Annotated in this window: 15 protein-coding genes; 4 read left to right on the top strand and 11 right to left on the bottom strand. The window is 59.9% G+C overall.

The genetic code is table 11. From position 1 onward, the window contains the following. Positions 1-88 precede the first annotated feature (88 nt). A complete protein-coding gene (locus IPK17_RS26950; RefSeq protein ID WP_343420789.1) occupies positions 89-1,120 on the top strand; it encodes an alpha/beta hydrolase in 1,032 nt (343 codons plus the stop codon). Here IPK17_RS26950 and IPK17_RS26945 read toward each other — a convergent pair. From IPK17_RS26945 to IPK17_RS26935, 3 genes are all read right to left on the bottom strand, one after another. Continuing rightward, on the bottom strand, positions 1,110-1,961 hold the full coding sequence (locus IPK17_RS26945; RefSeq protein ID WP_343420788.1) for a carbohydrate ABC transporter permease: 852 nt from the start codon (positions 1,959-1,961) through the stop codon (positions 1,110-1,112). The two genes, IPK17_RS26950 and IPK17_RS26945, sit on opposite strands and share 11 nt — an antisense overlap. Next, a complete protein-coding gene (locus IPK17_RS26940; RefSeq protein WP_343420787.1) occupies positions 1,958-3,502 on the bottom strand; it encodes a carbohydrate ABC transporter permease in 1,545 nt (514 codons plus the stop codon). The genes IPK17_RS26945 and IPK17_RS26940 overlap by 4 nt, the downstream gene beginning before the upstream one ends. An 80-nt stretch (positions 3,503-3,582) precedes the next feature. Then, a complete protein-coding gene (locus IPK17_RS26935) occupies positions 3,583-4,878 on the bottom strand; it encodes an ABC transporter substrate-binding protein (protein WP_343420786.1) in 1,296 nt (431 codons plus the stop codon). A gap of 308 nt (positions 4,879-5,186) precedes the next feature. On the opposite strand from IPK17_RS26935, the gene IPK17_RS26930 reads away from it, so the two are divergent. The 3 genes from IPK17_RS26930 to IPK17_RS26920 all read left to right on the top strand — a co-directional run bounded on the left by IPK17_RS26930 (position 5,187) and on the right by IPK17_RS26920 (position 7,910). Further along, the gene (locus IPK17_RS26930) at positions 5,187-6,287 is read left to right on the top strand and encodes a DmpA family aminopeptidase (RefSeq protein WP_343420785.1); all 1,101 of its coding nucleotides are present in this window, start codon (positions 5,187-5,189) and stop codon (positions 6,285-6,287) included. Positions 6,288-6,384: 97 nt separating this feature from the next. Then, the gene (locus tag IPK17_RS26925) at positions 6,385-7,002 is read left to right on the top strand and encodes a response regulator transcription factor (protein ID WP_343420784.1); all 618 of its coding nucleotides are present in this window, start codon (positions 6,385-6,387) and stop codon (positions 7,000-7,002) included. Continuing rightward, on the top strand, positions 6,999-7,910 hold the full coding sequence (locus IPK17_RS26920; RefSeq protein ID WP_343420783.1) for a sensor histidine kinase: 912 nt from the start codon (positions 6,999-7,001) through the stop codon (positions 7,908-7,910). The genes IPK17_RS26925 and IPK17_RS26920 overlap by 4 nt, the downstream gene beginning before the upstream one ends. A 73-nt stretch (positions 7,911-7,983) precedes the next feature. On the opposite strand, the gene IPK17_RS26915 is transcribed toward IPK17_RS26920, so the two are convergent. The 8 genes from IPK17_RS26915 to flaI form a co-directional block, all read right to left on the bottom strand. Next, positions 7,984-8,739: a sulfite exporter TauE/SafE family protein gene (locus tag IPK17_RS26915; protein WP_343420782.1), complete on the bottom strand. Its 756-nt coding sequence runs from the start codon at positions 8,737-8,739 to the stop codon at positions 7,984-7,986. 6 nt (positions 8,740-8,745) lie between these two features. Continuing rightward, complete coding sequence (locus IPK17_RS26910; protein ID WP_343420781.1) at positions 8,746-9,117, bottom strand: rhodanese-like domain-containing protein; 372 nt, start codon at positions 9,115-9,117, stop codon at positions 8,746-8,748. A 103-nt stretch (positions 9,118-9,220) separates the two neighbouring features. Beyond that, positions 9,221-10,438, bottom strand: coding sequence for a hypothetical protein (locus IPK17_RS26905; RefSeq protein WP_343420780.1), 1,218 nt, complete (start codon positions 10,436-10,438; stop codon positions 9,221-9,223). A 2-nt stretch (positions 10,439-10,440) separates the two neighbouring features. Then, positions 10,441-11,142 carry a PilN domain-containing protein gene (locus IPK17_RS26900; RefSeq protein ID WP_343420779.1) on the bottom strand — a complete coding sequence of 234 codons (702 nt, stop codon included), beginning with the start codon at positions 11,140-11,142 and terminating at the stop codon, positions 10,441-10,443. A 17-nt stretch (positions 11,143-11,159) separates the two neighbouring features. Next, positions 11,160-11,831 carry a prepilin peptidase gene (locus tag IPK17_RS26895; protein ID WP_343420778.1) on the bottom strand — a complete coding sequence of 224 codons (672 nt, stop codon included), beginning with the start codon at positions 11,829-11,831 and terminating at the stop codon, positions 11,160-11,162. Then, positions 11,831-12,451, bottom strand: a complete 621-nt coding sequence (locus tag IPK17_RS26890) for a hypothetical protein (protein WP_343420777.1) — start codon at positions 12,449-12,451, stop codon at positions 11,831-11,833. The genes IPK17_RS26895 and IPK17_RS26890 overlap by 1 nt, the downstream gene beginning before the upstream one ends. 27 nt (positions 12,452-12,478) lie before the next feature. Then, positions 12,479-13,948, bottom strand: coding sequence for a type II secretion system F family protein (locus IPK17_RS26885; RefSeq protein ID WP_343420776.1), 1,470 nt, complete (start codon positions 13,946-13,948; stop codon positions 12,479-12,481). A 40-nt stretch (positions 13,949-13,988) separates the two neighbouring features. Beyond that, on the bottom strand, positions 13,989-15,680 hold the full coding sequence (gene flaI / locus IPK17_RS26880) for an archaellum flagellar ATPase motor FlaI (protein WP_343420775.1): 1,692 nt from the start codon (positions 15,678-15,680) through the stop codon (positions 13,989-13,991). Position 15,681 lies beyond the last annotated feature (1 nt).

The following is a 15,681-nucleotide window of genomic DNA, read 5'->3' as shown; positions in this document are numbered from 1 at the left end:
TTTGTCTGGATTTCCCACGCTTTTGCTCGTCGCCGCGGGGTGCGGTAGGCTCTACCCGCTCAGGATAGTGAAAATGGGGATGAAGTCGATGGCGCTCTGGAAACGCTATACCGATCAGGTTGCGGAGCACACGGTAACTGGCGATTTGCGTGTGGCGCGGGATGTGCACAGCCCGCAGTTGAATAATCAACGTGACGTGTTCGTGTGGCTACCGCCGACCTACGCAGCGTCCGCGCGGCGCTATCCCGTGATCTACATGCACGATGGCCTGAATCTGTTTGACCGCTTCACCAGCTATTCCGGCGAATGGCAGGTTGACGAAACCGTCACGACGCTGGCACTCGAAGATCCTCGGTACGAAGCGATCATCGTGGGCTTGCCGAATATGAAAGAGAAACGGGGGGTCGAATACTCGCCGTACGATTATGATTTATTCGGCGCGCGGATGGTCGGGCAGGGTGACTTTTACATGCGCTTCATTATAGAGACGATTAAGCCGCTCATTGATCACGACTTTCGCACCCGCCCCGAAACAGCAGCGACCGGCATTGCCGGATCATCGATGGGCGGACTAATCAGCTTATACGGGTTCCTGAGGTATCCGCAGGTCTTTGGTCTGTGCGGCGCGTTCAGCACAGCCTACTGGTTTGGCGAAAACGCTCTCCTGCGTACTGCCCGTGAGCGCGCGACCGGGCACGGACGCGTGTATCTCGATGTGGGCACAAAAGAGGGCGAGACCCTGCTCAATTGGACGCAGATCCCGCCGGAGCAAACCGACGCCGCCTATTGTGACGGCGTGCGCGCCTTGCGGGATGCGCTGGTGGCGGGCAGGTACACGGACGGACATAACCTCATGTACGTCGAGGAGGAAGGCGCGTTGCATCGCGAAGCCGCCTGGGCGCGGCGGCTGCCAGAGGCGCTGCGCTTCCTGCTGCGCCAGTGCAAGGGTACGCCAATGAGCGCCTTAGTAATCGCCAAAGAGGACGGGGCATGCCCTCCCCCCCCCCCCCCCCTCTCTCTCCCCCCCCCCCCCCGGGGGGGGGGGGGGGGGGGGGGCGCACTGTCCCCAATTGCCCCCCCGCCCCGCTGGGAAGCGTATTGGCATGCCTTTAGCCCTTGACGGCACCCGCCGTCAACCCGGCGACGATGCGCTTTTGGAACACAATGACCAGCACCAACAGCGGCAGGGTGACGAACATGGCCGCCGCCATGACTTCGGCAATCGGCTCCTGCCGCATGACCGTGCCGTTGAACTGGGCAATGGCGACGGGAACGGTCTGTGAGGCCGGGGTCGTCAGCGTGAAGGTGAGCGCATACAGGTACTCATTCCACGCGGAAATGAAGGCGAGCAGCCCGGTGGTCACCAGCGCCGGAGCGGTCAGCGGCAGCATGATCATGTAGAACGTCTGGAAGCTCGTCGCGCCATCCACCAGCGCGGCCTGCTCAATTTCATCGGGGAGACCCTTGAAGAACGAGGTCAGCACCCACACGGTGAACGGCAGGGTGAAAATCGGGTAGGCGAGAATCAGTGACAGCGGCGACCCGTACAGGCCGACATCGGTGATGATGGTGAACAAGCCCGACAGGATCGAGATTTGCGGGAACATCGTCATCGCCAACACGACGTACATCATCGCCGTGCGCCCTTTGAACTCCAGGCGACCGAGTGCATAGGCGGCGAATGCGCCGACGACCAGCGAGAGCAGCACCGTCACCCCGGATACCCACGCCGAATTGAACAGCGCCCGCATGAAATTGCCGTTGTTGAGCACACTCTGATAATTGATCGTCGTGAAGCTCTGCGGGAAGTATGAGGCGGGCTGGAACAGTTCCTGCTCACCTTTGAACGACGAATTGATCGCCCAGTAGAACGGAAACAGGGTGAAGACGAGGATCACCAGAATGATCAGGTAGAAGCCCACGCGGCCTAGAAGCTTGGAGAGATTGTTTTCTGAGGTCATTGGGCTTCAATCCTCACGCTGCGAATGTACAGGAAGGTGAAGACGGAGATCAGCACAAAGATGATCACCGAAACCGACGAGGCATAGCCCGCCTGTTGTTCCTGAATCAGGACTTCATAGTTGTAAGTCGCCATCGACAGACGCTGCCGACCGAGCAGCACGTTGAACACGTCGAAGACGCGCAGTGCGTCGAGTGTGCGGAAGATGAGCGCAATGCCGATCACCGGGCGGAGAAGCGGAAGGGTGATAGAGGTGAACTGCCGCCAGCGTGCCGCACCATCCACGGAAGCCGCTTCGTAGAGGTCAGCGGGGATGAGCTGCAAGCCCGCGAGCAGCAGCAGCGCCATGAACGGCGTCGTCTTCCACACATCGACCATAACAATGGCGTTCAACTGCAGGCTGCTGTTGGTCAGCCACGACTGCGACTGCGGAATCGCGCCCAGATCCAGCAAGATTTTGTTGATGATACCCGACTGGTTGTCGCGGAACATCAATTCCCATAACCGGGCAGAGATCACGGTCGGAATCGCCCACGGGACGAGCATCACGGCGCGCATCAGGCCGCGGCCCTTGAAGTTGGAATTGACCACCATCGCGATGAACAGACCCAACACAAGTTCCAGTGTGACGGAGATGACCGTGAAATAGAGCGTGTTGCCGATGCCGGTGAGAAACTCACTGTCTGTGCCGCTGAGTGCCAGCGAGCGGTCGCCACCAATGGGGATATTGGCAAATGGGCGGTAACCCGCTTGCAGCAGGTCACGCGCGATCAATTCCCAGCGTACATTACCGTCGCCGTCCAGCGCACACGTGCCGTCATCGGCGCGGCGGCATTCGACCGTGTCGATGCGGAAACTCAGGAGCTGCGTATAGTTTTGCAGCCCGACAAAACTTACTGGATCAGAACTGCCGAAACGCTTGTCGGTCAGACTGGTGATGAACGTTTTTTCCAGCGGACGCGCGGCGACAATGATCAGAATGGCGATGGTCGGAATGAGTAAATTCCACGCCATGCGCGCATTGCGACTGGTGAGCGACTGATTGCGATTGATGAGCATGGAGTTTTGCGACATCCACCAGCTCGCCGCGCCCGTAGGCAGTGCCAACAGGAGCGGGACGAGGGCGGCGCTGAGTCCGCGTCCATAGTCTGCGGGCAGCCCGGTCAGATCATTGGCCGCCGACTGCTGGAAGAACAGGAAGATCGCAAGGATGATCGCGCCGACGGTGATCCAGAAGACGATTGTTCCCGCCCAGCGCACGGCATCGGCGTTCCCGCGCAGCATCTGGATCGCCGTGACGATCAGGAACAAGCTTAGGCCAATCACCAGCAGGGGCAAAATGATGCCGACATTGTTGAGCACGGCCAGTACGAGGCTGATTTCGCCGTTCAGCCCAAGCTGAACTTCAGGTATGAGAGCGATGGACTGGACGTAAAACGCCGTCGTCCCCAGTGCAAGGACCAGCAGAAGAATGGCGATAGCCGTGACGCCGAATCCGTAGCTAGCCGGAAGATCATTAGGTCGTGCAGCTGTCCTAATCACCGCTATTTTTAACCCCCAAACAATTAAAAAAAGGGAGGTAGCCTCCCGGAAACGGTGAGACTACCTCCCTCTAAACTTTATTACTGGCCGAGGATCGTTTGCAGATCGAGTTCCAGCAGTTCCATCGCGGTCGCGCCATCCTGTTCACCCGTGAGGACGCTGTGAACGGCGGTGAAGAACGCGGTCGAGACTTCGTTGTAGCGGGCAGCGGTCACCGTCGAGGGACGGGTCACCGTGTTAGAGAGCACCGGGAACAGGTCGGCGAAGAAGGGATTCGCTTCGAGCAGTTCCGCATCGCTGTACAGCGACATCGCGGTCGGCAGGTACGATTCCAGCGCGCGATATTTCTGGACGGTCGGGCTGGCGAAGTAGATCGCCACGGCGGCGGCCGCTTCCGGATTTTCCGCATAGCGGGAGACACCCAACTGCCAACCACCCTGGGTCGCGGCGCTCAGGCCAGCGGCACCCTGCGGCAGCAGCGCGACGCCAAAGTTGCCGGCGACGGCGCTGTCTTCACCGTTGCTCAGCGCGTAGGCATACGGCCAGTTGCGCATGAACGCGGCGTTGCCCGTCTGCCACGTGGCACGAGCATCTTCTTCTTGATAGCCGGTCACGCCTTCGGGGCTGATCGTGCCAACCCACGTCGCGGCGCGGTCAAGCGCGGCTGCCACGGCAGGATCATTGACCGTGATTTCGCCTTCGGGGCTGATGACGGTGCTGCCAGCTTCCGAGTAAATCCATTCGAGCGCATCGCAAGTCAGACCTTCGTAGGCGTTGCCCTGCCACACGTAACCCCAGAATTCACTGTTGCCCTTGGCGCGTTCGCCATCCTGAATGGTCTGCGCGGCGACGGCGAGTTCTTCCCACGTGGTGGGAACGGCGACGCCGTATTCTTCGAGCAGGTCGGTGCGGTAGTACAGCATCGGCGCGTCGTTGAACCACGGGATACCCGTCAGGCTGCCGTCAACGGTGTTGTTGGCGACGATCGCCGGGAAGTAGTCCGCGAGCGCTTCTTCGCTGATGTAGTCGTACATATTGAGCATGTGCTCGGCGAGGATACCCGGCCAAATGACGTCGAACTGGAAGACGTCGATTTCCGAGCTCTGCGCTTCAAACTGCTGGAGGTAGAAACCGAGAATGTCGGTGGCCGACGAGGGGAGGGGGCGAATTTCGACGGTGATGTTCGGGCACGCCGCCATGAATTCGTCCGCGGAACGCTGCGCGAGGTCGACTTCGATCCCGACCGAACCGGTCGAGACGATGACCGTCGCTTCTTCGTCGGTGATGCAATCAATGGCTGGCGCATCCTGCGCGGCGACCGGCAGCACGCCAGCGACGAGCACCAGCAACAGTAGAACTAAAAATGCTTTCCTCATTTTGGACCTTTCACAATATTTGGGCACTGATTGAACACGCAAAGAGCCGTGTTCAGAATCAGTATGTCATGCAACTGCAACATTTGCAAAAAATTAAGGTAAAAATTCTTCCCTCAGCACCCCGTATAACCCTATTTAAACGATGAATACGAATGCATAGATATTCCCAGAATCCGGCTACCCTTAATGCTGCGCTTGTTGCGAATGACGCAACAATTTTGCGTGGCTGGCCGGTGTTTCCCCTAACACTGATTTGTGCTACCTTAGGCTCGGTTAAGTTTCGTTATTCCATCGCAAAGGACATTGCCATGCCAATTCGCGCGCGTGATTTGCAGATACCATTTCGTGGCCAGCCCGGCGCGCACAACGCCATCACCGATGTGGCGGGTGTATCCGTAGGGCACACGACGCTCATCAGCGGGGATGGGGCGCTGGTCGTTGGGCAGGGACCAGTGCGCACGGGCGTTACCGTAATCCGCCCCCGAGGCCAGCAGGACGAACCCGTGTTCGCCGCTTGGTATAGTCTGAACGGCAACGGGGAAATGACCGGCACGACGTGGATCGAGGAATCCGGGTTCCTCGAAGGCCCAATCGGCCTGACCAATACCCACAGCGTCGGCACCGTGCGCGATGCAATCATCGCGTGGCAGATCGCGCGCGATCCCAGCAAAGGTGATATGGCCTACTGGAGCCTGCCCATCGTCGCGGAGACGTATGACGGTATGCTCAACGACATCAACGGCTTTCATGTCAAGGCGGAGCATGTGGTCAGCGCACTGGAAAGCGCGGCGAGCGGCGCGGTCGCGGAAGGCGCGGTCGGCGGCGGTACCGGGATGATCTGCCACCAGTTCAAAGGTGGGATCGGGACGTCGTCGCGGTTGGTGCATACCGACCACGGCGACTATACGCTCGGCATCCTCGTGCAGGCGAACTATGGGCGGCGCGATCATCTCACGATTGCGGGCGTTCCGGTCGGGCGGCATCTGCCGGATGTGCCACTGCCCAAGCACGCCGGATCGCTGCCACCCGGCTCCGGTTCGATCATCATCGTGCTGGCGACCGACGCGCCGCTGCTGCCGCATCAGCTCAAGCGGCTCACGCGGCGCATCCCCATGGGGTTGGCGCTCCTCGGCGGGATTGCGGGACACACGTCCGGTGATATCTTCGTCGCGTTCTCGACGGCGAACCCGGAAGCGGCGCGTGGGCGCGGGGTGACTCAGCTCGCCATGCTGCCCAACGACGTGATGAATCCGCTGTTCGAAGCGACCATTGAAGCGACCGAGGAAGCGATTGTGAACGCGTTAGTCGCCGCACCGACGATGGTCGGCATCAATGGGTACACTGTCCCGGCGCTGCCCCATGAACAGGTGCGAGATGTCCTGCGACAATATGGACGTTTGGCAGAATGACAGCGGGAGCAGATTGGTATACGCTAAATGACGTATGGTAGATGAGTGGCGGATGAGTGATACTCAGTTGCCGCTGTGCGTACGTGAGTAGAATATCATGACTCGGTTGCTCCTCGTAGAAGACCATGTGCTGGTGAGACAGAGTATTCGTGCTTTCCTGGAAGGCGCGAATTTTGAAGTTGTGGGCGAAGCCAGCAGCGGCGCTGAAGCGGTCCAACTCGCGACCGATTTGCAGCCGGATCTCATCATAATGGATGTGCACCTGCCCGAAATGAGCGGTATTGAAGCGACGCGGCGCATTCGCCGGGCGCTGCCGGATGTCCGGGTCGTCGCTCTCACAGCTTATAACGAGAAAGCCTATCAACGGGCGTTCAGTGAGGCGGGCGCGGACGGATTTGTCCTCAAAACGTCCGAATTTTCCGAGCTGCTCAAGGTGATCCAAACGGTGATCGCGGCGCCGCGCGACGGGGCGATGACCGTGCCGCAGCCCGAATCGGCCTCCCCGCTGACTGAGCGCGAACTTGAAGTGCTGGTGTGCGCGGCGCGTGGCTGGACGAATAAGCAAATCGGCGTGCACCTGAACATATCAGATCGCACCGTCCAAGTGCATTTGCAGGCGATCTATCAAAAACTCGATGTGACCAACCGCACCGAAATGGTGCTGCGCGCGCTGACCCTAGGCATCATCCATCAGAATGACGAGGTAATCGAATGAGCGAAGCCCTGATGCATCTCGGACACATTATTCAGTTCGACGGCCTGCTGCATTGGTGTGTGCTGCTGGCGCTCTTTGGTTTCATCATCAGCATGGCGTGGATCGTCTGGCGCATTGTGCTGCCGCTGCGCCGCTTGGCAAAACAGGCGAACGGGATCATGCAGGGCAACATTCCGGCCTTTGATGAGCCGAGCAGCGGTATGCGCGAAGTTGAACAGCTTCGCCGTTCGCTCCAGTACATGGCCGAGCAGATCAGGCTGGCGCAGGAGCGCGAAGTCGCGTTCCGCAACGCGCTGACGGAGAGTCAGGAACACGAGCGGATGCGGATCGCCCGGGAAATCCACGACGACACGATTCAGTCGCTGGTGTTTGTCGCGCACACTTTGGAACGCGCGGCGCAGCCCGCGCCGGTCAGCGCTGCGGCGCAGCATCTTGAGACGGCGCGTCAACAGGTGATTCGCACCGTCGATAACCTCCGCCAGCTCATCGCCGATTTGCGCCCAACTGTGTTGGATGAATTGGGGTTAGCCGTCGCGATTGAAAACCTCTGCGAAGTGCATCCCGCCATCGATTTCGAAGTAGTCGGCGAGCGCTATGAGCTGGATCATGATCAGGAATTGGCCGTGTTCCGCGCCGCGCAGGAAGCGATCTACAATGCACAGCGCCACGCGCATGCCAAGCAGATCAAGGCGACGCTGACGTATGCCCCTCGTTCGGTCACGTTTGAGGTCTGGGATGATGGTCAGGGCTTCCGCATTCCGCAGCAGTTAGGCGAATTCGCCGCGCGCGGCCATTATGGTCTGCTTGGTATTCGCGAACGGATGCTGCATCTGGGCGGCCAGTTGAGCTTAATCAGCGAGTTGGCGGTCGGTACACAGCTCACGGTGACCATCCCCGCACATCATTGAAGCGGGTTGGCTGAAGGATCAGACTTACGGGCGCATCTAGGTGCGCCCGTGTGATTCCAGCCGCAAGCGAATGTCAAATGACCTTGGGGAGGTTGTCGGCGAGGAGCAGCAGCGCCAACACGACGACAAACAGCGCAAACAGCCGCCGCAGCAGGCCCGCATTCAGACGCTGACCGAGGCGCGCGCCCGTCAGCGTGCCGACGACGCCCGCCGTCACAAACACAACGATCAGCGACAGATCGAGCGAGAGGTCGCTGGCGTGGCCGAGAAACCCGGCGGCACTGTTCATGGCGATCACCACGAGCGACGTGCCGACCGCGTGGTGCATGGGCAGGCCAACCAGCATCACCAGCGCGGGCACGATCAGGAAGCCGCCGCCCACGCCGAGAATGCCGGTCAGCAGGCCGACGCCCGCGCCACCAAGCAGCACTTTCCAGATGGTCGGATCCCGCTGGTCCTGCGTGTCATCCCGCGCGGATTTGCGCGTGATCAGTAAGCCACCAATGAGCAGCATGAGCAAGGCGAAGGCGACCATCAGGAGTTCTGGCGGAAACTGCTTGGAGAAACCCGCTGCGAAATACGCGGCGATCATCCCCGAGCCGCCGAAAATCAGCGCGACATGCCAGTTGAGCGTCCCTTGTGAGCGATGAAACAACGCGCCGAGCATGCTGTTTGCGCCAACGATGGCCAGCGAGGTGGTGACGGCCATCTGCGGCGTTTGCCCGATCAGGTACACGAGGGCGGGCACGGTCAGAATGGAACCGCCGCCGCCGAGCAAACTGAGCGACAGACCGATCACAAAGCCGAGTACCGCCTCTAGTCCAAGCATCGACGCTTACTTCCCGCGCTTGACGGGGAAGCCCGCCATCTGCCAGCCCATCATGCCGCCGCGCAAGTTGATCGTGGTGTAACCCGCGCGCGCCAGCAGGTTCGCTGCGGAGCTGCTGCGCGAGCCGGAAGCGCAGACACAGAGAATCGGTTTGTCTTTGGGGAGTTGATCCATTTGCTGCTGCAGGGAGCCCAGTGGAATCAGCTTGGCGCCGTTGATGTGCCCACCCGTATATTCGCTGGGTTCGCGCACATCGAGGATAAACGGGCGGTCGTCGCCCTCAAGGAGCGCTTTGGCCTGCGCGGCCGTCATCACGGACGGACGATTGGTCTGGCCGTCATCACTCTGCCCGCCGAAGATTGATCTGAAGATATTCATGGATACCTGTGTCTCTGCGTGTAAGTTTGACGCTTACTATAGCAGGGACACAGGCGGGAAGATCTCCCGAATCGCTTATAGATGCGATTAGTGGGCGCTTATATCACGGCGCGCATTCAGGGATGGCGATCGGGCACATCCAGCGGCCATTGACGGGCGCTTCGCCCGCCCACCCGCGCGTCCCTTGCCGTTCCGTTTCGACATACCAGTACCAGATCGGCTGGCCTTCCCACGCGCCGCACACTGGCCCCGCCAGCAGCGTGAGTTGATCGCCATCATAGGCCTGCGTGATCGTGCTCGCGCCATTGTCGCCGATCCATGTCATGATGCGCAGCGCGCCCAGTTCGTTGAAATCGACGGTGATGATGTCGCCGACTTGGAAGATCGTCGGGGTGGCGCCCTCACACACGCTGTCGACCTGCTGCATCAGCGCGGTCTGATCCTGCGTGGACTGCGCGATCACGGGGGTGAGCGTGGGCGTTGGCGTGGGCGATTGCGTCGGACTCGGCGTCATGGTTGGCGTCGACGTCGGCGTGTTGGTGGGCGCGGGCGTCGCGGTGATGTAGCGCATCTGCGTTGGGGTATTAGATGGGGTGAACGGGAATGTGTTGGTTGGCGTGATCGAAGGCGTGAAGGTGAGCGTTGGCGTGGGCGGAACCGCTGTGGGCGTGCTCCTATCCGGCAGCATGGTCGCCACGATCCCGGAGGAACTCGGCGAGGTGTAGATCGTCAGGTCGAAACCGAGTGTGGTATTTCCGGATCGACTACCACCGCTGAAGCTCACATTCGTGATTCTCACCGTGGGGGCGGCCAGTTCGCGGAGCCGCGCGACAAAATTCATCAACTTTGGCAGATCGCCCGTCACGGTGAGACCCATACGCCGTTCACTGTAGGCGACGGCGGCCTGCGTGACTTCGCCCCGACCACGTGTCTGGCCACTGGAGCTGGCCTCGACGAGGCTGGCGATAGCAACTTCGGCTTCATCCGCGTAGGTGTACAGATGGGCGATGATATCGTCGATCTGGCTGTCGGTCCACAAGGTTATGGCCGCCTCGCCCAAGGCCGTCGCCACCATATCAAGCTGCCCGTTCACACTGGCAATTGAGGCGCGCGAATCGACGGCGCGCGAGGTCGCTTCTTCGAACAACTGCTCGCTCGCCTGTGTGACCTGCGCCGACAACGCCTGATTGATGCGTACTTCCGGGGCGAGCTGCGTCGCGCCGTAATAGACGATGCCGCTCAATAGCAGCCCAACCAACAGGGTCGGCACCAGCCCGACGATCCGATTCAGCAGGTCTTCAAGGTTGAAGTTGAGGTTCATGCTTATCCGAGGCCTCGAATGATGCTGATGTTGATGATGAATTCAACTACCTGCCGCTGACTGGTTTCGCCGCCGCTGGTGGCGCGCTCACTGATCGTGCGCAGAGTTAGCGACTGAATGATGACACGGGAAAACTGCGGATTGAGCCGCAGCGCGTCCACGTAGGCCATCACCGTTTCTTCGCTGTTCGCCTGTCCATTGACGACCATGCCGCCGTTCATTTCGGCGATCCCCACGATGGCGAGGGTATTTGGGTCATATTGACCGAGATAGTTCATGGTCTCGGCCCAGTTGAAGTAGCTCGGTTCGAGCGTGTTCAGCAGACTACCAAGGCTGTTGGCATTCGTGCGCACCACATCCAGCGTTGCGCGCAAATTAGTCTCTTCCTGGGCATCTGGCGGTGTTGATTGCAGCGTTTCGGCAAGTTGGGTTGCTTGTTCCTGCAGCGGGCCGTTGAGATCTTTGACCGTGGAGGTGATGATGACTAACCCGGCTAGAATCAGACACAACACCAGGATGAAAACACCAAGCAAGATGCGACCGAGATTGGGCGAACCTGAGCCATCATCCTCATCATCAAGTTCAGCCAGTGCCAGCTCGACATCGTCGCTGACGACCAGTTGACTATCAGACGCCGAAGGTTCACCAAGCAGGGGCGGCGAGTCGGCCTTGTTTTTGGGGCTTTGCTGGGATCCTTTGGGCATTGATCAGAATTCTTTCGCTAACGCAAATTCCATGTAATGGGATTGTATAGCAAAGCGATCATCGCACCAAAACATAAAAATGGGGCATAAGGAATGCGCAGCCCGCGCGCGGAGCGCCGAGTCAGCAGCAGCCAAACAGCTACCAGTGCACCGGAGCCCGCGCCGAGGAGTAACGGCCACAGAACGTGGGGAAAGCCGAACACACAACCAATCAGCGCGGCAAGTTTGACGTCCCCGCCGCCGAGTGAGCCCGGTTTGAGGCGTCGCGTGAGGGCGAAAATGCCAAAGCTCAACACCCCGCCGACCAGCGTGGGACGGAGATCGGCCTGGGTGATCAGGCTGTTACCCACGGCCAGCAGAATGACCGCGATCAGCAGGGGGTAAACGACGATATTCGGGATCAGTTGGTGCTGCAAGTCAGTCACTGCGATGAGCAGGAGCAGCGCGAACGCCGCGCTCAACCCGGCGGCGGTCAGCGGCTGCGGCGTCTGCGCCCAGATGAGGGCAAACGCCAGCGCTGTCCCCACTTCGACGAGCGCTTCCAATCGGCGCGGTGCCCGAAGGATGTAGAGGCGAAAACTGGACAGCGGATGATCCGGGTACCCCGCATAGCGGGGTAGACTGGCCGCCGCCCAATTGATCACAGCCCCAATCAGCAGTCCGACGATGGCGGCAGCCACGCTGACCATTAAGCGTTCGCTCCGGAGACGTCATTCATGCCCAATTGCGCGGCGATCTCTTTGGTCAGGGCCGCGAGTTCGTGAATATCGACTGGCTCGATGACATTGAGCAGACTCGCGCGGTCATCCGAAGCTTCTTCGTCCCCGAACACGTCCGACAGCAGCGACGACATAGCGTCCTCTTCCGGCTTCTGTTCGGTGCTCTGCTCCGGGGTGGCCGGGGCGGCGGCGTCGGGCGCGGGGGTTGGAGTCGCGGGTGCGGGACTGGGCGCTGCGGCTGGTGCCGGGGCTGCGTTGGTCGCCGCGGCTGGTGCAGCGGTGGGTGCCGCAGTTGGCTTTGGCGGGGGCGCTGCTTTCTCGACTTTGGCTGGGTCGAGCGGCGCGGTCACATTCCGCGAAATCACGACGACCGGCTGTTCTTCTTCAGACTCATCCGGGGTGATGACAGCCGCGCGCCGCGCCTGCACAATTTGCATTTGGCGTTCGCGGCGCCGGGCGCTGCGCCGCCGTGACTGGCGGACCTGCGTGAAGACGACGACGGCAAAAGCAACGAAAATCAGGGCGCCAATGGCGGCGAGAATGATGACAAGGATCGGTTGGGCGACAAGTTCTTGAAGCAGAGGCATCATGGTAAAGTTCCCATCTGGAAGCAGTACTTACTGCTTCAACATATTGGCGACCGCCGGCGGCACAAGGACGAGCGCAATGCCGGAGAGCGAAATGAGCAGCCCAGCGTACATCGCGACTTTGACTTTATAGCCGCCGCTGCAAAAGATGATCGCCGCCGCACTCACCAGCGCCAGCGCCAAAATCATGAAAACAGTAATGGAGGCGAGAAACTGCAGGTCAGAGGCCGTGAACTGCGCCATGCCGAGGCTCATGGAGGCCTGATTGGACAGGGCATCGGTGTCAGCGGGCAGCAGGGTAGCAATCAGGGCGGCAAAGTTCTGCACAATCGAGAGCACGAAGACCATCAGCCCGGCCACCACGCCTTGCATCACGGTCGTCAAGCCGGTAAACGTGCCGGACACGAGGCGCCGCTTGGCGCGCAACTGCACCGCTTTCGCCGTGAACAGGGAACACAGATAACCCACGCGTTCCGGCTCACCACCCATTTTGACTGCGCCGTAGAAGATGTCGATGACGTCCGAGATCAGCTTGCTGCCCGTCTCCTGGCCGAACTTTTGCCAGCAAATCTCGGGCTCAACCAGCGCTTGCAGGCGTTTGCTCAGGCGGTTGATGTCGTCTTCGAGCGTCGGGAAGGATGTCAGGTCGATCTTGGTCAGTGCCTGCTTGAGGGTTGTACCGCTCGACGTGGCCATACCGCCCGTAGAACGCAAGAAGGTTGCGAACTCGACATCTTTCTTCTGAATCTTGCCGTCACTGCGCGCGGCGATCAATCCGACGGGGAACAGGGCAATGCCCGCCGCAATCAGGATGTAGCCGAGATCCACACCGATCACATACAGCAGGACGGCCACCACGACAATCGCTGGTACGACCATGCGCAGCAGGTTCCATGCGCGCCGTTGTTCCACGGAGCCTTTCGTCGGGCTGCCGACCATCTGCTCTTTGGGGACAGAGCGCAAGATGATCCACGCGCCGAAACAGGCCATCACCAGCCCGGTCAGAATCAAGCCGCCCATGGTAGTCAGGTCGGTCGAATAGACCATCGACGTGATCACCTGAATGATGACGATGAGCGCGACTGAGATGACGATCGACGAGAAGGCATCCGTCCACTGCTTGAGCGATTCGATGCTGCGTTCATAACCGTTCTGGTAGTCATCCGCCTGCACACCGGCTTCCCGCGCGAGATAGTCCGGAATTGATTCGCCCGAACGCAGCGTGTCCGACAGGCGCAGCAGGAACGTCTTCATGTTTTCCGACTTGGCCTGTGAGCCGATGCGGCGGCAGGCTTCCGGATAATCGTAACGAAACTCGGTCACGAGCGTGTTGATCGCCGCGAAGTAGGTGGCCGCCGGCGATGAAGTGGTCGCCGCGACCAGGAACATACGACTGCGTGTCAGACCCGCCGAGGCCATCGCCGACATAAATGTGAGCTGGTAGTACAGTTCGAACGGCGAGACGCTCTTGAAAACGGGCTGAGCTGCCCCCTTCGTCACCGTCTTGTTGGCCTCGGATGCGGGCGTGTCGGCTGCCGGGCTAGATAAGCTTTTGCTGTCTTGCTTCGGCAAGGACTTGGAAGAATTTGTCAAAGTCCGTCACTCCCTTTTCTTTGTGCAGCTTTTCGAAGATGCGCGCGCGCCGTTTGACTTCGTCGTAGATTTCCTTGCGGCGATGCGGCGGGATACCGCGCTTGATCGCGATCACTTGCTCCAGCAGATAGCTGTTCATATAACCGGGGAACTCGAACACGTCCGTCGCCGGGTTCCAGCGGAAGGCTTCCAGATACGAGAAGCTGTCGGTGCCGGGGTCATAGCCGATGATCTCATTGACGCTGAGCACGCGGCGCGCTGACTTACCATCGGCGAGACGTACGGCGGACTGGATGACCACGAGGTTCAGGTTGTCGATATACGTCTTGGGGATGTTGATGGGATCGCCCGTAAGACGTTGAATCAGCTTTTCGACCGACGCGGCGTGGAAAGTCGACATGACGCCGTGGCCCGTTTGCATGGCTTGGAAGGCGACGACGGCTTCGATAGCACGGATTTCGCCGACGATGATGCGGTCGGGACGTTGACGGAGGGCAGCGCGCAGCAGTTCGAACATGCCGACTTCGCCGCCTTTTTTCTCGCCGCCGCCCATGCGCGTCACTTCTTGCACCCAGTTGGCATGCGGTACGTAGACTTCCGGCGTGTCTTCGATGGTGACGATTTTGGCTTCCGGCTTGATGAAGGTATTGATGGCATTGAGCAGCGTCGTTTTCCCTGACGCCGTCGCCCCGACCACGAACACGTTCATGCCTTCTTCCAGCATCAGCGAGAGGTAGGAGGCAATCGAGTAGTTGAGGCTGCCAAACTCGATCAGTTCGAGCACGCTCGTGGGCGTGCCGCTGAATTTACGAATGGTAAAGTTGCTGCCACGCTTTGAGATTTCACGACCGTACACGATGTTGATACGCGAACCATCGGGCAGCACCGCGTCGACCAGCGGATTACGCACGGTCACGGGGTTCTTGATCCACTCGCCAAGCCACACGGCGAATTCGTCGACGTCGTCGTGATCGACAAACGAGATGGACGATTCGACGCTGCGGAAGATTTTGTGTTCGATGAAGATGTGGCCGACACCGCTGCAGCTAATATCTTCAATGAAGTTGTCGAGCAGCAGGGGCTGCAGGACACCGAGACCGACTTTGTCGCGCAGCACGCGGTAGCGGATAGCTTCGCGTTCCGCAGGGGAGATCAGCACCTTGTCCTGCTTAGCCTTCGGGTTGGTCGGCTTGGACGTCGTGAAGTAGCTGTCGATCAGTTGGTAGAGCAGCTCTTTCTTCGCTTCTTTGTCTTCTGTCCGCCCAATTTCTTCCGCCCACATGACGAGTTTTTCCTCAAGCTGCGGCAAGAGGTGATCGATGGGCACGACGACGGTCGGCTCAATGGAGATGTAGTGATCGCGTCCGCCGAGAGCATCGGGGTAAATGTGGACGAACAGACCTTCCCGAATCGGGTAGATCAAGTTGCGGCGCGGGCTGTTGCCCAGACTGCGCGGCGGCTTGACATAGAATTCCGGGATACCGATTTCATTGATCGGAATGCGCTGGAGATAGCCGGTGAGAAACGTTGAGCCTTCGCAGGCTTCCCGCAGCGCGGGAGTCAGCATCGGCAGCAGCTTATCCAGCGGCAGGATCGGGGCATCGGGACCAATGTTGAAAGGAAGGATGGATTGAGCCATG

The sequence above is a fragment of the Candidatus Flexifilum breve genome, from assembly GCF_016713355.1.
This window is presented reverse-complemented; position numbering and strand designations above follow the sequence as displayed.